Origin of the sequence: Streptomyces nanshensis (assembly GCF_001751255.1) — a bacterium.
Lineage (GTDB): Bacteria > Actinomycetota > Actinomycetes > Streptomycetales > Streptomycetaceae > Streptomyces > Streptomyces nanshensis_A.
In genome coordinates, this window is the sequence record NZ_LJGW01000104.1 from 15,411 (window position 1) to 30,141 (window position 14,731).

Annotated in this window: 12 protein-coding genes; 10 read left to right on the plus strand and 2 right to left on the minus strand. The window is 73.2% G+C overall.

Annotation, left to right across the window (positions count from 1 at the left end; all coding sequences use genetic code 11):
• Nucleotides 1–89: 89 nt before the first annotated feature.
• From rimO to AN218_RS05400, 4 genes are all read left to right on the plus strand, one after another.
• Complete coding sequence (rimO, locus tag AN218_RS05385; protein WP_070015467.1) at nucleotides 90–1,697, plus strand: 30S ribosomal protein S12 methylthiotransferase RimO; 1,608 nt, start codon at nucleotides 90–92, stop codon at nucleotides 1,695–1,697.
• Nucleotides 1,694–2,434 (plus strand): CDP-diacylglycerol--glycerol-3-phosphate 3-phosphatidyltransferase, encoded by a 741-nt coding sequence (gene pgsA, locus AN218_RS05390; protein ID WP_070015457.1) that lies wholly within the window; start codon nucleotides 1,694–1,696, stop codon nucleotides 2,432–2,434. Before rimO ends, pgsA begins: the two co-directional genes overlap by 4 nt.
• A 44-nt stretch (nucleotides 2,435–2,478) precedes the next feature.
• Nucleotides 2,479–2,997, plus strand: a complete 519-nt coding sequence (locus AN218_RS05395; protein WP_070015468.1) for a CinA family protein — start codon at nucleotides 2,479–2,481, stop codon at nucleotides 2,995–2,997.
• A gap of 130 nt (nucleotides 2,998–3,127) precedes the next feature.
• Nucleotides 3,128–3,511 carry a helix-turn-helix domain-containing protein gene (locus AN218_RS05400; protein ID WP_070015458.1) on the plus strand — a complete coding sequence of 128 codons (384 nt, stop codon included), beginning with the start codon at nucleotides 3,128–3,130 and terminating at the stop codon, nucleotides 3,509–3,511.
• A 596-nt stretch (nucleotides 3,512–4,107) separates the two neighbouring features.
• On the opposite strand, the gene AN218_RS05405 is transcribed toward AN218_RS05400, so the two are convergent.
• Together AN218_RS05405 and AN218_RS05410 are read right to left on the minus strand one after the other, a co-directional pair.
• Nucleotides 4,108–4,926 carry an Fpg/Nei family DNA glycosylase gene (locus tag AN218_RS05405; protein WP_070015459.1) on the minus strand — a complete coding sequence of 273 codons (819 nt, stop codon included), beginning with the start codon at nucleotides 4,924–4,926 and terminating at the stop codon, nucleotides 4,108–4,110.
• Nucleotides 4,927–5,106: 180 nt separating this feature from the next.
• On the minus strand, nucleotides 5,107–9,906 hold the full coding sequence (locus AN218_RS05410; protein WP_070015469.1) for an Lhr family ATP-dependent helicase: 4,800 nt from the start codon (nucleotides 9,904–9,906) through the stop codon (nucleotides 5,107–5,109).
• A 90-nt stretch (nucleotides 9,907–9,996) separates the two neighbouring features.
• On the opposite strand from AN218_RS05410, the gene AN218_RS05415 reads away from it, so the two are divergent.
• The 6 genes from AN218_RS05415 (at nucleotide 9,997) to recX (ending at nucleotide 14,584) form a co-directional block, all read left to right on the plus strand.
• Nucleotides 9,997–10,863, plus strand: a complete 867-nt coding sequence (locus tag AN218_RS05415) for an AraC family transcriptional regulator (RefSeq protein WP_070015460.1) — start codon at nucleotides 9,997–9,999, stop codon at nucleotides 10,861–10,863.
• Between the two features lie 91 nt (nucleotides 10,864–10,954).
• The gene (locus AN218_RS05420) at nucleotides 10,955–11,839 is read left to right on the plus strand and encodes an AzlC family ABC transporter permease (RefSeq protein ID WP_079131839.1); all 885 of its coding nucleotides are present in this window, start codon (nucleotides 10,955–10,957) and stop codon (nucleotides 11,837–11,839) included.
• Nucleotides 11,836–12,150, plus strand: a complete 315-nt coding sequence (locus tag AN218_RS05425) for an AzlD domain-containing protein (RefSeq protein WP_070015461.1) — start codon at nucleotides 11,836–11,838, stop codon at nucleotides 12,148–12,150. Before AN218_RS05420 ends, AN218_RS05425 begins: the two co-directional genes overlap by 4 nt.
• Before the next feature lie 52 nt (nucleotides 12,151–12,202).
• Nucleotides 12,203–12,397: a DUF3046 domain-containing protein gene (locus AN218_RS05430; RefSeq protein ID WP_070015462.1), complete on the plus strand. Its 195-nt coding sequence runs from the start codon at nucleotides 12,203–12,205 to the stop codon at nucleotides 12,395–12,397.
• Nucleotides 12,398–12,673: 276 nt separating this feature from the next.
• Nucleotides 12,674–13,807, plus strand: a complete 1,134-nt coding sequence (gene recA / locus AN218_RS05435) for a recombinase RecA (RefSeq protein WP_070015463.1) — start codon at nucleotides 12,674–12,676, stop codon at nucleotides 13,805–13,807.
• A gap of 3 nt (nucleotides 13,808–13,810) precedes the next feature.
• Nucleotides 13,811–14,584: a recombination regulator RecX gene (recX, locus tag AN218_RS05440; RefSeq protein ID WP_070015464.1), complete on the plus strand. Its 774-nt coding sequence runs from the start codon at nucleotides 13,811–13,813 to the stop codon at nucleotides 14,582–14,584.
• The last annotated feature ends 147 nt before the right edge of the window (nucleotides 14,585–14,731 follow it).

Genomic DNA, 14,731 nt, shown 5'->3' on the forward strand with positions numbered 1-14,731 from the left:
CGCAGGCTCTCGGCACCAGCGCGTCCCGCCCACCGCCCGCAGCATCACCTGCGGCCGGTGGGCGGGACGTGACGAAGTACGCTGAGTCCATGCCCCAACGCCGCACCGTCGCCCTTGTCACGCTTGGCTGCGCCCGTAACGAAGTAGATTCCGAAGAGCTGGCGGGCCGCCTCGCGGCGGACGGCTGGGACCTCGTGGAGGAGGCCGCCGAGGCCGATGTCGCCGTCGTCAACACCTGCGGCTTCGTCGAGGCCGCCAAGAAGGACTCCGTCGACGCGCTCCTCGAAGCCAACGACCTGAAGGCGGGCGGGAGTTCGGGCGCCGGCCGGACCAAGGCCGTCGTCGCCGTGGGCTGCATGGCCGAGCGCTACGGCAAGGAGCTCGCCGAGGCGCTGCCCGAAGCGGACGGCGTGCTCGGCTTCGACGACTACGCCGACATCTCCGGACGGCTCCAGACCATCCTCAGCGGCGGCGTGCACGCCCCGCACACCCCGCGCGACCGCCGCAAGCTGCTGCCCATCAGCCCCGCGGAACGGCAGGACGCCGGCTCGGGCGTCGCGCTCCCCGGACACGGCGCCGACGGCGGCTCCGGAGCCCAGATGCCGGGCGGGCCCGAGGACTTGCCGGCCGGTGTCGCCCCCGCGTCCGGGCCCAGGGCCCCGCTGCGGCGGCGGCTGGACGGCAGCCCCGTCGCGTCCGTGAAGCTCGCCTCCGGCTGCGACCGGCGCTGCTCGTTCTGCGCGATCCCCTCCTTCCGCGGCTCGTTCATCTCGCGGCGGCCGTCCGACGTCCTGGGTGAGACGCGGTGGCTGGCCGAGCAGGGCGTCCGCGAGGTGATGCTCGTCTCGGAGAACAACACCTCGTACGGGAAGGACCTCGGCGACATCCGGCTGCTGGAGACGCTGCTGCCCGAACTGGCCGCCGTGGAGGGCATCGAGCGGGTACGGGTGAGCTACCTCCAGCCCGCGGAGATGCGCCCCGACCTCATCGACGTCCTGACGCAGACCGACAAGGTGGCCCCGTACTTCGACCTGTCCTTCCAGCACTCCGCGCCGACGGTGCTGCGGGCCATGCGGCGCTTCGGCGACACCGAACGGTTCCTGGGGCTGCTGGAGACCATCAGGTCCAAGTCGCCGCAGGCGGGCGTCCGTTCGAACTTCATCGTGGGCTTCCCCGGGGAGAGCGAGGCGGACGTCGCCGAGCTGGAGCGTTTCCTCAACGAGGCGCGGCTGGACGCCGTGGGCGTCTTCGGCTACTCGGACGAGGACGGCACGGAGGCCGCCGGGTACGAGGAGAAGAACGCCCCGGAGGTCGTCGCGGAGCGCCTCGGCCGCGTCTCCCGGCTCGCGGAGGAGCTGACCGCGCAGCGTGCGGAGGAGCGGCTCGGGGAGACGGTGCGCGTGCTGGTCGAGTCCGTCGAGCATGACGAGGACGACGGGCACGACGAGGAGGCCGGGCAGGGCGCGGGCGCCGACGGCGGCACGCTGGTGGGCCGTGCCGCGCACCAGGCGCCCGAGACGGACGGACAGGTGCTGCTGAGAGGCGGGCACGCACCGGTACGGGGCTCCGTGATCGGACGTATGGTCGAGGCGAAAGTGGTCGCCACGGAAGGCGTGGACCTGGTCGCCGAGCCGCTGCACAGCGGCCTCGAAGGGGGCGACGAGGGCGGCGGAGGCAGTGAGGAGGCCGGCGGATGACAGGAGTGCCGGCTTCCGCGGCGAGTGGCGGTGCGATGGCCAAACCCCAGCACAAGCCCCAGTACGAGCCCCGGCAGGAACCCCGGCCCGGACGGTCCGGGGCCGCCGCGGGCGCGGCGGGCGCCGTCCGCAGGGTGAGCCTGTGGAACGTCGCCAACATCCTCACGATGGTGCGGCTGCTGCTCGTCCCCGGCTTCGTGGCGCTGATGTTGTGGCACGGCGGCCACGACCCTGCCTGGCGCTCCTTCGCCTGGGCCGCCTTCACCGTCGCGATGATCACGGACCTCTTCGACGGCGAACTGGCCCGCCGCTACGACCTCGTCACCGACTTCGGGAAGATCGCCGACCCCATCGCCGACAAAGCGATCATGGGCGCGGCCCTGGCCTGCCTCTCGGTGCTGGGCGATCTGCCCTGGTGGGTGACGGGCGTCATCCTCTTCCGGGAGCTGGGCATCACGGCGATGCGCTTCTGGGTCATCCGGCACGGAGTGATCCCCGCCAGCCGGGGCGGCAAGCTCAAGACGCTCGCACAGGGCGTCGCCGTGGGCATGTACGTACTGGCGCTGACCGGGCCGCTCGCGACGCTGCGCTGGTGGGTCATGGCCGTCGCCGTCGTACTGACCGTGGTGACGGGCCTGGACTACGTACGGCAGGCCGTCGTACTGCGCCGGGCCGGACGGGCACGTGAACGTGAGGCGCGGGCGGCCGCCGGTCAGAGCGGAGCGGAGCCGGCGTGAGCGGCGCCCCGCAGCCCGAGGAGCGCGAAGAGGACTATGCCGAGGTGACGGCCGCCCTCCTGGAACTGCTGGTGGACCGCGGTGAGACGCTGGCCGTCGCCGAGTCCCTGACCGGCGGCATGGTGGCCGCCGAGATCACCGCGGCGCCCGGTGCCTCGCGGGCCTTCCGGGGCTCGGTGACGGCGTACGCGACGGACCTCAAGCGGGACCTGCTGGGCGTGGACGGTGCGCTGCTGGAGGAGCGCGGCGCCGTCGACGAGGACGTGGCGCGTGCCATGGCCCGCGGGGTACGGACGGCGCTGGGCACCTCCTGGGGACTGTCGACGACAGGCGTCGCAGGACCGGAGCCGCAGGACGGCCGCGAGGTCGGAACGGTCTATGCGGCGGTGGCGGGTCCGCACGGTGAAGCGGTCTGCCGCGAGCTGAGTTTCGACGGTGACAGGGCGCAGATCCGACGGCAGAGTGTGCGCAGCGCGCTGGGGCTGTTGCACGGTGAACTGGCCGGGAATGAACGGGGGAAGGGTAAGGAACAAGACGGGGGGAAGGGTTGTTTGCAGCCCTGAGTGAACACGACATCGCTCCCCGCACGGGTGCAGCCCGAGGCGGTACGGTGGAGCCTGAAGGATTCACGCCCGATGGGGTGGTGGGTATCAAGCTGTGGAAGACGCCGCGCGTTGAGAGGGAGGAGCACCGATGATTCTGCTCCGTCGCCTGCTGGGTGACGTGCTGCGTCGGCAGCGCCAGCGCCAGGGCCGGACCCTGCGCGAAGTCTCTTCATCTGCCCGGGTTTCGCTCGGGTATCTCTCCGAGGTCGAGCGTGGCCAGAAGGAAGCTTCCTCGGAGCTGTTGTCCTCGATCTGCGAAGCGCTCGATGTGCGGATGTCCGAGCTGATGCGGGAGGTCAGTGACGAACTGGCGCTCGCGGAGCTGGCCGAGTCTGCTGCGAGCGACACGGTGCCCGCGCCGATGCGCCGCACTGTTCTCAACCCGGTCTCCGTGACATCGGTCACAGGAGTTCCGGAGGAACGCGTCACGATCAAGGCGCCCGCGGAGGCAGTCGACGTGGTCGCTGCCTGACGGGCGCCGTCCCCACGGACGACGAAGGGGACGACGAAGAGTTCGACGAGAGGCCCTGCCGGTACGTCCGGCGGGGCCTCTCGCCGTATGTGCGGGCGTTGTACGGCCGCCGCCGCGTGCGCCGTCGTCGCTGCTCACGGGTTTTCCGCTCGCGGTTCTGCTGTCGCGGGGGCGCGGAGAGTGCGCGACGATGGGCGGAGCGTGGCCGGAGCGGACGGGCGCGGGAGGTACGCGGATGGCAGGGCCCATAGGGCACATACGGAGGCTGCCGGTGCGCAGGGTGCTGACAGGCGCCTGCGCGGCGGCAGCGGCTTGGCTTCTGTGGCGGCTGACAGCGCCCGGGGCGCCGCCGGGGGAGGCGATGGCGGCGGTGCTCGGCTGGGGGCTGGGGCTGATACCCGTCCATGTGACGCTGCGGGCCCCGGACCACGGCAAGGGGCCTCGGGTGGTGCGGCGTCCCGCGGAGTGCTACGAGCGCGAGACGGCAGAACGGCGAACGGACCGGCGGGAAGGGCGAGTTCGAAGGACGGGACGGTGGGGGCGCGACGGCGGATCCGGCCGTTGACGCACCGGGTGCGGGGATGCCGAAGACGGCGTCATGGACGGGGGCCGGGCTGGCAGCGGGGGCAGTAGTACGCGGGGCGGTCGCTTCCGGGCGGACCGTGCACGCTCTTGCGGACGGCGGTGCCGCAGCGGTGGCAGGGGCGGTTGAGCCGTCCGTACACCCACAGCGCACGGTCGCGGTCCCTGCGGGAGAGGGCCTGCGTCGTACGGCGCTCCAGGCTCTCCTTGTTGGCGTCCAGAAGATTGCGTGCGGCGGCGATCAGCTTCTCCAGACGGGGAGTCGGCAGCTCGCCGACGGGCGTCCAGGGTGAGACGCCCGCCAGGAAGCAGAGTTCGGCGGCGTAGACGTTGCCGATTCCCGCCAGATTGCGCTGGTCCAGCAGGGCTTCGACGAGCGGACGGGACGGGTCGGCCGCCAGGCGGCGCGCGGCCTCGTCCGCGTCCCAGTCCGGGCCCAGAAGGTCCGGGCCGAGGTGTCCGAGGGCCGCCGACTCCTCGTCGGTGCGCAGCAGTTCGAGCAGAGGCAGACGGTAGCCGGTGGCGGTGCCCCCGTCCGCCGTGACGAGGACGGCGCGGATCTGGTGGGAGGGGCCGCCGCCACCGCGTGCGGGGCGCTGCGGTGTGGCGATGCGCCAGGCGCCCTCCATGCCGAGGTGCGAGTGGATCGTCAGGCCGCCCTCGACGCGGATGAGGAGGTGCTTGCCGCGGGGCGTCGCATCGAGGGTCCGCCGGCCGCCGAGGTCCGTCGTCGCGAGCCGGGGGACACGGAAGTCCGTACGTGTCAGGGCGCGGCCGGCGAGCACGTCGTGCAGCCGCCGGGCCGTGTACCAGACCGTGTCTCCTTCGGGCATGCCCTCATCCTCGCGTCAACGCCGGGTGTGGGGCGCTGTGTTGGGCCCCGCGGGCGGATCCGCGGGCCGCCGCGCTCCGGCCTGCCCCGCTCCCGTACGACTGCCGCGGTACGGAACTTCTCCGTACCGCTTCCTTCCGTACCGTCTCGCTTCCGGCCGGGACGGCGCTTTCCCGCGGCGTCACCGTGCACGCAGCCGGAGTCCGCGGGGCGTGGCATGGAATCCGGCCTGTTCCAGGAGGGTGGCGAAGGGGGAGGAGAGCGCGGGGGCCCCGTTGACGCGCTCCACCGTGACCGTGCCGAGGGCGCCCTGCAGCGCCGCGCGGGCCAGAGCGTCCGCCGCCGTGGCGGGAGTTGGCACTCCGGACGGGTCGATGACCTCGTCGTCCGGGGCCGCGCCCCCGGCGGGGGTGCCCGGCCAGACCAGGAGCGTCTTGCCGCCCCGTTCCATGTAGAGGGAGAGTTCGCCGTCGACCAGGACGACCACCGCGCCCGCCTTGCGGCCCGGCTTGTGCGTCGAACCTTCGGGAGGCTCCGGCCAGGGGAGGGCCGCCCCGTAGGCGTTCGCCGGGTCGGCCGCGGCGAGGACCACGGCACGGAAGTGCTGTTCGCGTTCGCGGGCAGTGTGCACCGCGCGGAGCCGGTCGATGGCGCCGTCCATCGCGAACTGCGCGGCGCCCAGGCCCTCCACGACATAGCCGCGCCGAGCCTGGCCGCTCTCCTCGAACGCGGACAGCACCCGGTACGCCGCCGAGAAGCCGCCCTCCACGCCCTCCGCCGCCACCGCGCCCCGGGTGACGATGCCGTGGCGGTCCAGGAGCGTACGGGCCAGGGCGTGCGCCCGGTGCGTCGCGTCCGTCTCCGGAGCCGGCAGCAGCGACCAGCGGCCGGCCACCGTCGGCGGGCCGTTGCGGGAGGCCGTGGGCCGGTTCGTGCCGCTGCGGGTGGCCGCGGCCGTCAGCGATCCGTAACGTCCGCGCGGCACGGCCCTCTTGGCGCGGTGCGCCGTGGCCCCCGCCGTACGGCCGGAGCCGAGCAGCGCCCGCAGCGGGGCCAGCGTGTCGTTGGAGACGCGGCCGGACCACGCCAGATCCCAGAGCGCGTCGGCCAGTTGGGGATCGGTGGCCTCGGGGCCCGCCGTGGCGCGTACCTGGTCGGCAAGCTGACGGAAGAACAGCCCGTACCCCGGGGCCAGCGCGTCCAGCACCGCCTGGTGCAGCGGCGTCAGTTCCAGCGGCAGCGGCGGCGGGAGCAACAGCCCGGCGGTGTCGGCCGGATAGAGCGAGATCCAGCCGTCCTTGCCGGGCAGCGACCCCGCGCCCGCCCACAACACCTCGCCGGAGGTGGTGAGTTCGTCGAGCATGCCCGGGCCGTAGTCGCGCACCCGGCCGGGCAGGACCAGCTTCTCCAGGGCCGAGGCGGGCACGGGCGCGCCCTGCAACTGCTCGACGGTGCGCAGCAGTCCGTCGATGCCGCGCACACTGCCCGAGCCGGGCGCGGAGGCGTGCTGCCACTGCGGGAGGAACGCCGCCAGCGCGGACGGAGGCACCGGTTCCAGCTCCTGGCGCAGTGCGGCCAGCGACCGTCGCCGCAGCCGGCGCAGCACCGCGGCGTCGCACCACTCCTGGCCCGCTCCGGCCGGATGGAACTCGCCCTGCACGAGGCGTCCGCTCGCCGTGAGCCGCTGCAGGGCGCCCTCCGCGACGGCGGTGCCCAATCCGAAGTGCGCGGCGGCGTCCGCGGAGACGAACGGCCCGTGCGTACGGGCGTATCGGGCCAGCAGATCACCGAGCGGATCGGGCACCGGCTCCGTGAACGCCTCCGGGACGCCGACCGGCAGCGCCACACCCAGGGCGTCCCGCAGCCGTCCCGCGTCCTCGACGGCCGCGAAGCGCAGCTCGCCCGCGACGCGGACGCGGATCGCCCGCCGCGCCGACTCCAGATCCGCGGCCCACTGCGGATCCGCGCCGCGCTCCCGCAGCGCCTCCGGCGTCAGCGGCCCCAGCAGCCGGAGCAGATCGGCCACGCCCTCGGCGTCCTTCACACGGCGGTCCTCCGTGCGCCACTGCAACTCCCGCTCCAGCTCCGACAGGACGTCCGCGTCGAGCAGTTCGCGCAGTTCGGCCTGGCCCAGCAGCTCCGCCAGCAGCCGGGAGTCCAGCGACAGGGCCGCCGCGCGGCGCTCGGCGAGCGGGGAGTCGCCCTCGTACAAATACTGCGCGACATAGCCGAAGAGCAGCGAGCGGGCGAAGGGCGACGGGTCGGCCGTGGTGACCTCGACGACGCGGACGCGGCGCGCCTCGACGTCGCCCATCAGCTCCGAGAGGCCCGGCACGTCGAAGACGTCCTGGAGACATTCGCGCACCGCCTCCAGGACGACCGGGAACGAGCCGAACTCCGAGGCGACCTGGAGGAGTTGGGCCGCGCGCTGCCGCTGCTGCCACAGCGGGGTGCGTTTGCCGGGGTTGCGGCGCGGCAGCAGCAGGGCGCGCGCGGCGCACTCGCGGAAGCGGGCGGCGAAGAGCGCCGAGCCGCCGACCTGGTCGGTGACGATCTGCTCGACGTCGCCCGACTCGAAGAGGACGTCGGAGACGCCGACCGGGGCCTGGCCGTCGTCGAAGGCCGTGCCGTCGGCGGCGCCGCCCCGCGAGACGTCCCCGGAGGCGCCGCCGGGCGCCCCCGCGGCGGCCTCCTCCAGCAGATCCAGGCCCATTACGTCGGCGTCGGGCAGACGCAGGACGAGCCCGTCGTCGGCGTGCATGACCTGCGCGTCCATCCCGTACCGCTCGGTGAGGCGCGCGCCGAGCGCCAGCGCCCACGGGGCGTGCACCTGCGCGCCGAAGGGCGAGTGGACGACGATGCGCCAGTCGCCCAGCTCGTCCCGGAAGCGCTCGACCACGATCGTCCGGTCGTCGGGGATGTGGCCGCACGCCTCGCGCTGCTCGTCCAGATACGCGAGGAGATTGCCGACGGCCAGCTCGTCGAGCCCGGCGCCCGCCAGCCGCTCCTGCGCCGCCTCGCGCGTGAGCGAGCCGACCTCGCGGAGGAACGCGCCCAGCGCACGCCCCAACTCCAGCGGGCGGCCGAGCTGATCGCCCTTCCAGAACGGCAGCCGCCCCGGCACACCGGGAGCGGGCGTGACGAGCACCCGGTCGCGGGTGATGTCCTCGATCCGCCAGGACGTCGTGCCCAGCGTGAAGACGTCGCCCACGCGCGACTCGTAGACCATCTCCTCGTCCAGCTCGCCGACCCGGCCGCCGCCCTTCTTCGGATCGGCACCGGCGAGGAAGACACCGAAGAGACCGCGGTCAGGGATCGTGCCGCCCGACGTGACCGCGAGACGCTGCGCCCCCGGCCTGCCGCTGACGGTCTGCGCCACCCTGTCCCACACCAGACGCGGGCGCAGTTCGGCGAAGGCGTCGGACGGATAGCGGCCCGCGAGCATGTCCAGCACCGCGTGGTACGCGGACTCGGGGAGAGACGCGAACGGGGCCGCCCGGCGCACCAGGAGCAGCAGCTCCTCCACGTCCCAGGTGTCCACCGAGACCATCGCCACGAGCTGCTGCGCGAGGACGTCCAGCGGATTCGCCGGGACGCGCAGCGCCTCGATGGCGCCCTCGCGCATCCGCTCGGTGACGACCGCCGACTGCACCAGATCTCCGCGGTACTTGGGGAAGACCACACCCGCCGAGACCGCGCCGACCTGGTGCCCCGCACGTCCCACGCGCTGCAGCCCGGACGCCACCGACGGCGGCGACTCGACCTGGATCACCAGATCCACCGCGCCCATGTCGATGCCCAGCTCCAGACTGGAGGTGGCCACCACCGCCGGCAGCCGGCCCGACTTCAACTCCTCCTCCACCAGGGCGCGCTGGTCCTTGGAGACCGAGCCGTGGTGCGCGCGGGCCAGCAGCGGCGGCGCACCCTTCGCCGACCCCGCCTCCGCCATCAGTTCGGCCGGCGAGTGGTGCTCCGGCATGGGCTCGCCGGTGGCGCGCTCGTAGGCGATCTCGTTGAGCCTGTTGCACAGACGCTCCGCGAGACGCCGGGAGTTGGCGAAGACGATCGTCGAGCGGTGGGCCTGCACGAGGTCGGCGATGCGCTCCTCGACGGAGGGCCAGATCGACGGCTTGCCGCCGCCGGCGGGGGTGTCCCCCGGGGAGGGGCCGCCGCCCGCGTCCTGCACGGGGGAGCCGCCCAGCTCGCCCATGTCCTCGACGGGGACCACCACCGACAGGTCGAACTCCTTGCCGGACGGCGGCTGTACGACCGTCGCCTTGCGCTGCGGGGAGAGAAAGCGGGCCACCTCGTCCACGGGCCGTACGGTCGCGGAGAGGCCGATGCGCCGGGCGGGACGCTCCAGCAACTCGTCCAGCCGTTCCAGGGAGAGCGCCAGATGGGCGCCGCGCTTGGTGCCGGCCACCGCGTGCACCTCGTCGAGGATCACCGTCTCCACGCCGGAGAGGGCGTCACGCGCGGCCGAGGTCAGCATCAGGAAGAGCGACTCCGGCGTGGTGATCATGATGTCCGGCGGGCGGCGGGCCAGCGAGCGCCGCTCTGCGGCCGGGGTGTCCCCGGAGCGGATACCCACCCGGATCTCCGGCTCGGGCAGCCCGAGACGCAGCGACTCCTGGCGGATGCCCGTCAGCGGACTGCGCAGATTGCGCTCGACGTCGACCGCGAGGGCCTTCAGCGGTGAGACGTACAGCACGCGGCAGCGCTTGACCGGGTCGGCCGGCGGGGGCGTGGCGGCCAGCCGGTCGAGCGAGGCGAGGAAGGCGGCCAGGGTCTTGCCGGAGCCGGTGGGTGCGACGACCAGGGCGTCCGACTCCTCCGCCAGCGCGCGCCATGCCCCGGCCTGTGCGGACGTGGGCGCGCGGAACGCCCCCGTGAACCAGGCCCTGGTCGCGGGGGAGAAGGCGTCGAGCGCGGAGTCCGGCGCAGGATCGTGCGACGAGTGCTGCGGTGAGTCCTCTGGCATGTCCTGGGGGGAGCCCGGAGTGGTCTGACCCATGGTCCCCATCGTGCACCTCACCACTGACAACGCCGCAGCAGAGCGCAGAATGGCCCCATGGCAGCGGGCGAGAGCGCACGGCACTGGCGGCATCCCCGGCTGCCCGACGTGGACCTGCTGCGCGCCCGGTATCTCAGTAAGACCTTCGCCCGGCACACCCACGACGCGTATGTGATCGGAGCCATCGCCGAGGGCGTCGAGGTCTTCCGGCACAGCGGCGCCGAACACCGAGCCGGACCGGGCTCGCTCGCGCTCATCAACCCCGGCGTCCCGCACTCCGCGTACCCGGGCGGACCGGAGGGCTGGCGCTACGACGTGCTCTACCCGGCGCCCGGACTCATCGCCCGCATCGCCGCCGAGACCACGACGCTGCGCGGCGCCCCCGGCTTCACCGCCGCCACCGTCCACGACCCCGAGGGCGCCGCCCTGATCGCGCGTGTGCACCGCGCGGCCGAGAGCGGACAGGCGCTGGCCGCCGACACCTTCCTGCGGGTCGCGGTGGCCCGGCTGCTGCGGCTGCACGGCGGAGTGCTGCCCTCCCGTCCCGTCGCCACGGCGGGCGCCCGTACCGCGGAGCGCGCCCGCGCCGTCCTGGAGGCGAGGATCGCGGACCCTCCCACGCTGGAGGCGCTCGCGCGCGAACTGGCCACCGGCGTCTTCCCGCTGCTGCGGGCCTTCCGCGAGCGGTACGGCATGCCGCCGCACACCTGGCTCACCGACGCCCGCGTGCACCGGGCGCGCTCGCTGCTGGACGCCGGCGTTCCGCTCGCGGAGACCGCCGCCGCGGTGGGCTTCACCGACCAGGCGCACCTCAGCCGCCACTTCGGCCGCATCGTGGGCGTACCGCCCGGTGCCTACCGGCGCGAGCGGCTGCGGGAGGACGGCGCCGCCCGCGGTACGGGGAAGGCGCCGCCCGTACGGTGAGCCCGCGGCGCGAGGGGCCTCCACGGGGAGCCGGACCCGGAGCGCAAAAACGTACAAGACCGCCGACGGGCCTCCCGGCTAGCGTGGCACCGTGCTCGAACAGAAAGCCGACTCACAGCCTCCGACCTGCCCGTCCTCCGGCCGCGATCCCGATGAACCTGCCGCCCGTGCCGAATCCGCCGACCCCGCCGGCCGCGGTGACCGCGCCGTCGTCCGTGACGCGCTCGGCGTGGGCGTCGCCGTCGGCCTGTCCGGATTCGCCTTCGGCGTGACGGCGGCCGGCGCGGGCCTGAGCCTGCCGCAGACCTGCGGGCTCAGCCTCTTCGTCTTCACAGGCGCCTCGCAGTTCGCCCTCGTCGGGGCGCTCGCGGCCGGGGCGGCTCCGCTCGCGGCCGCCGCGGGCGCGTTCTTCCTCGGCGTACGCAACGCCTTCTACGGACTGCGGCTCGCCACGCTGCTGCGGCTGCCGCGCGCCGTACGTCCGCTCGCGGCGCACATGGTCATCGACGAGACCGCGGCGGTCACGCTCGCCCAGGGCACACGGCGCGGAGCCCGCATCGGCTTCACCGTCACCGGCGTGACCCTCTTCGTGCTGTGGAACCTCACGACGCTGCTCGGGGCGCTGGGCGCGGGCGCTCTGGGCGACACCGGGACATGGGGGCTGGACGCCGCCGGTCCCGCCGTCTTCCTCGCGCTGCTGGCGCCCATGCTGCGGACGACCGCGGCGCGGGCCACCGCCGTTCTCGCCGTCGCGCTCGGGCTGGGGCTGCTGCCCGTACTGCCGGGCGGCGTCCCGGTGTTGCTCGCGGCGCTGGCGGCTCCGCTCGTTCTGCTCGTCCGGGGGCGTACGCGGAAGGGGACGGCGGCGGAGGCTCCGCGGGATGACGGGGACCGTACCGACGACGCGGACCGTACCGGCAACGACGGGGACGCCGACGAGGCCGACGCGGAGGAGCCGGGAGAGGAGCGGCGATGAACGTGTGGATCGCGATCGGCGCGACGGCGCTGGGGTGCTACGCGGCCAAGCTGCTGGGACTCTCGGTGCCGCAGGGCATGCTCGAACGGCCCGTCGTCAAAAGGCTGGTGACGCTCCTTCCGGTCGCGCTGCTCGCCGCGCTGACGGCACAGCAGACCTTCAGCGACGGCGGCACGCTGCTGCTGGACGCGAAGGCCGCGGGGCTCGGTGCGGCGGCGGTCGCGCTGCTGCTGCGCGCCCCCTTCCTCGTCGTCGTCGCGGCGGCGGTGCTGGTCACGGCGGCGGTACGAGCGCTGGTCCAGGGCGGCTGAGCGGTCGGCGGTCACGGCCGGGGGCGTGTGCGCGGTGCCGGATACTGAGTCCATGCGGTTGACGGACTTCTGGAAGAAAATGGCCGGCCACTTCGGCGAGACGTACGCGGACTCCTTCGCCCGCGACCATGTGATGGCCGAACTCGGCGGCCGTACGGTCCGCGAGGCACTGGACGCGGGCTGGGACGCGAAGGACGTCTGGCGCGTCGTCTGCGCCGTCATGGACGTGCCCGCCGAAAGGCGCTGAGGCGACGAGGAGATGAGCGACGGCGGCGCGCGGCGGTCGGGAGCACCGTCGGCGGCGCTCCCCAACTCGCCCTTTTGAACAGGGATTTGGGGAGTTGTCCACAGAAGCTCGGAGTGCCTTGACGTAAAAATCGAACATCGATTCTTATAGAGGCCCTGGCGACGTACTTCCACCCGGCCTCTTGCGGCCGGGAGCGGAGAGCCAGGCCGATTGTCAGTGGCAGACGCTAGCGTCGTGGACGTGAAGCGATCGACTCAAGCAAACCGGGTGGCACCCATGGCAGAAACCGACCGCGAGAAGGCGCTCGAGACCGCCCTCGCGCAGATTGAACGGCAGTTCGGCAAGGGCGCCGTGATGCGCATGGGGGAGCGGCCGAACGAGCCGGTCGAGGTCGTCCCCACGGGGTCCACCGCTCTCGATGTGGCCCTCGGCGTGGGCGGCCTCCCGCGCGGCCGTGTGGTGGAGGTGTACGGGCCGGAGTCCTCCGGCAAGACGACGCTGACGCTGCACGCGGTGGCGAACGCCCAGAAGGGCGGCGGCACGGTCGCGTTCGTGGACGCGGAGCACGCGCTCGACCCCGAGTACGCGAAGAAGCTCGGCGTCGACACGGACGCGCTGATCCTCTCCCAGCCGGACAACGGCGAACAGGCCCTGGAAATCACGGACATGCTCGTCCGCTCCGGCGCGCTCGACCTGATCGTCATCGACTCCGTCGCCGCGCTGGTGCCGCGGGCGGAGATCGAGGGCGAGATGGGCGACTCGCACGTGGGTCTCCAGGCCCGGCTGATGAGCCAGGCGCTGCGGAAGATCACCGGTGCGCTCAACCACTCCAAGACCACGGCCATCTTCATCAACCAGCTCCGCGAGAAGGTCGGCGTGATGTTCGGGTCCCCCGAGACCACGACGGGCGGTCGCGCGCTGAAGTTCTACGCCTCCGTGCGGCTCGACATCCGCCGTATCGAGACGCTCAAGGACGGCACCGACGCGGTGGGCAACCGCACCCGCGTCAAGGTCGTCAAGAACAAGGTCGCACCGCCGTTCAAGCAGGCCGAGTTCGACATCCTCTACGGGCAGGGCATCAGCCGCGAAGGCGGTCTGATCGACATGGGCGTCGAGAACGGATTCATCCGCAAGTCCGGCGCCTGGTACACCTACGAGGGCGACCAGCTCGGCCAGGGCAAGGAGAACGCGCGCAACTTCCTGCGGGACAACCCCGATCTGGCCAACGAGATCGAGAAGAAGATCAAGGAGAAGCTGGGCATCGGGGTGGCACCGCAGGAGCCCGGCAACGAGCCGGGCGCCGACGCCGCCGGTGCGGTTCCGGCAGCGGCCGACGGCACCGCGGAGACGGCGAAGGCGGCACCCGCGTCGAAGGCGAAGACCGCCAAGTCCGCAGCCGCGAAGAGCTGATCCGTGACACGGCGCACCAACTGGCCGGTCCATGAAGACAGCGGTGGCCCCACTTCGTCGAGGGCCGAGGTGGGGTCACCGCGCACGACACGTACGTCCCGCGCAACGCGCGGGCGTACGGGCGGCGGCCCACGCGCCCGCGACGGGGCGCCGCCCGACGACGAGGAGCGCGAGAGCGCCAAGGCCACGGGGGAGGCTGACGGTGATACGGACGACGGCGACGAGGACGGCGGAGCGGCACGGGCCGACGGCCCGCATACGGAACCGGATGCGGATCCGGCCGAGCGCGCCCGTGCGATCTGTCTGCGGCTTCTGACCGGAACGCCGCGCACACGGCGGCAGTTGGCCGACGCCCTGCGCAAGCGGGAGATCCCCGACGAGGCCGCCGAGGAGGTGCTCTCCCGCTTCGAAGAGGCCGGGCTGATCGACGACGTGGCCTTCGCGGACGCCTGGGTCGAATCCCGGCATCACAGCCGAGGTCTGGCCCGCCGTGCCCTCGCGCGCGAACTGCGTACCAAGGGCGTGGACGCGCAGGTCATCGAGGGCGCCGTCGGACAACTCGACGCGGAGCAGGAAGAGGAGACGGCGCGCGCCCTGGTGGAGGCCAAACTGCGCTCCACCAGGGGGCTGGAGAGGGAGAAGCGGATACGGCGCCTCGCCGGGATGCTCGCCCGCAGGGGGTACGGCGAGGGACTGGCGCTGCGTGCGGTGCGGCGGGCGCTGGAGGAAGAGGGGGACGACGCGGAGATATTGGACCGGTACCTGCCGGAGGACTGAACTGCGGGCTGCGGGCTGCGGGCTGAGCGCCGTGCGTGGTGCGCAGCGCGGACGGTGACGACCCACGCTGGGTTCTCCGAAGGGCGGTCCTGCGCTGAGCGGTTGGCGGCTTCGGCTTTATCGGGGGGCGAGGGGAGGGGGAGGGGG

What these genes read in the sequence shown, in the direction of transcription:
- rimO (WP_070015467.1), top strand. Translation starts at nt 90, where the DNA reads ATGCCCCAACGCCGCACCGTCGCCCTTGTCACGCTTGGCTGCGCCCGT.
- pgsA (WP_070015457.1), top strand. Translation starts at nt 1,694, where the DNA reads ATGACAGGAGTGCCGGCTTCCGCGGCGAGTGGCGGTGCGATGGCCAAA.
- AN218_RS05400 (WP_070015458.1), top strand. Translation starts at nt 3,128, where the DNA reads ATGATTCTGCTCCGTCGCCTGCTGGGTGACGTGCTGCGTCGGCAGCGC.
- AN218_RS05405 (WP_070015459.1), bottom strand. Translation starts at nt 4,926, where the DNA reads ATGCCCGAAGGAGACACGGTCTGGTACACGGCCCGGCGGCTGCACGAC.
- AN218_RS05410 (WP_070015469.1), bottom strand. Translation starts at nt 9,906, where the DNA reads ATGCCAGAGGACTCACCGCAGCACTCGTCGCACGATCCTGCGCCGGAC.
- AN218_RS05415 (WP_070015460.1), top strand. Translation starts at nt 9,997, where the DNA reads ATGGCAGCGGGCGAGAGCGCACGGCACTGGCGGCATCCCCGGCTGCCC.
- AN218_RS05425 (WP_070015461.1), top strand. Translation starts at nt 11,836, where the DNA reads ATGAACGTGTGGATCGCGATCGGCGCGACGGCGCTGGGGTGCTACGCG.
- AN218_RS05430 (WP_070015462.1), top strand. Translation starts at nt 12,203, where the DNA reads ATGCGGTTGACGGACTTCTGGAAGAAAATGGCCGGCCACTTCGGCGAG.
- recA (WP_070015463.1), top strand. Translation starts at nt 12,674, where the DNA reads ATGGCAGAAACCGACCGCGAGAAGGCGCTCGAGACCGCCCTCGCGCAG.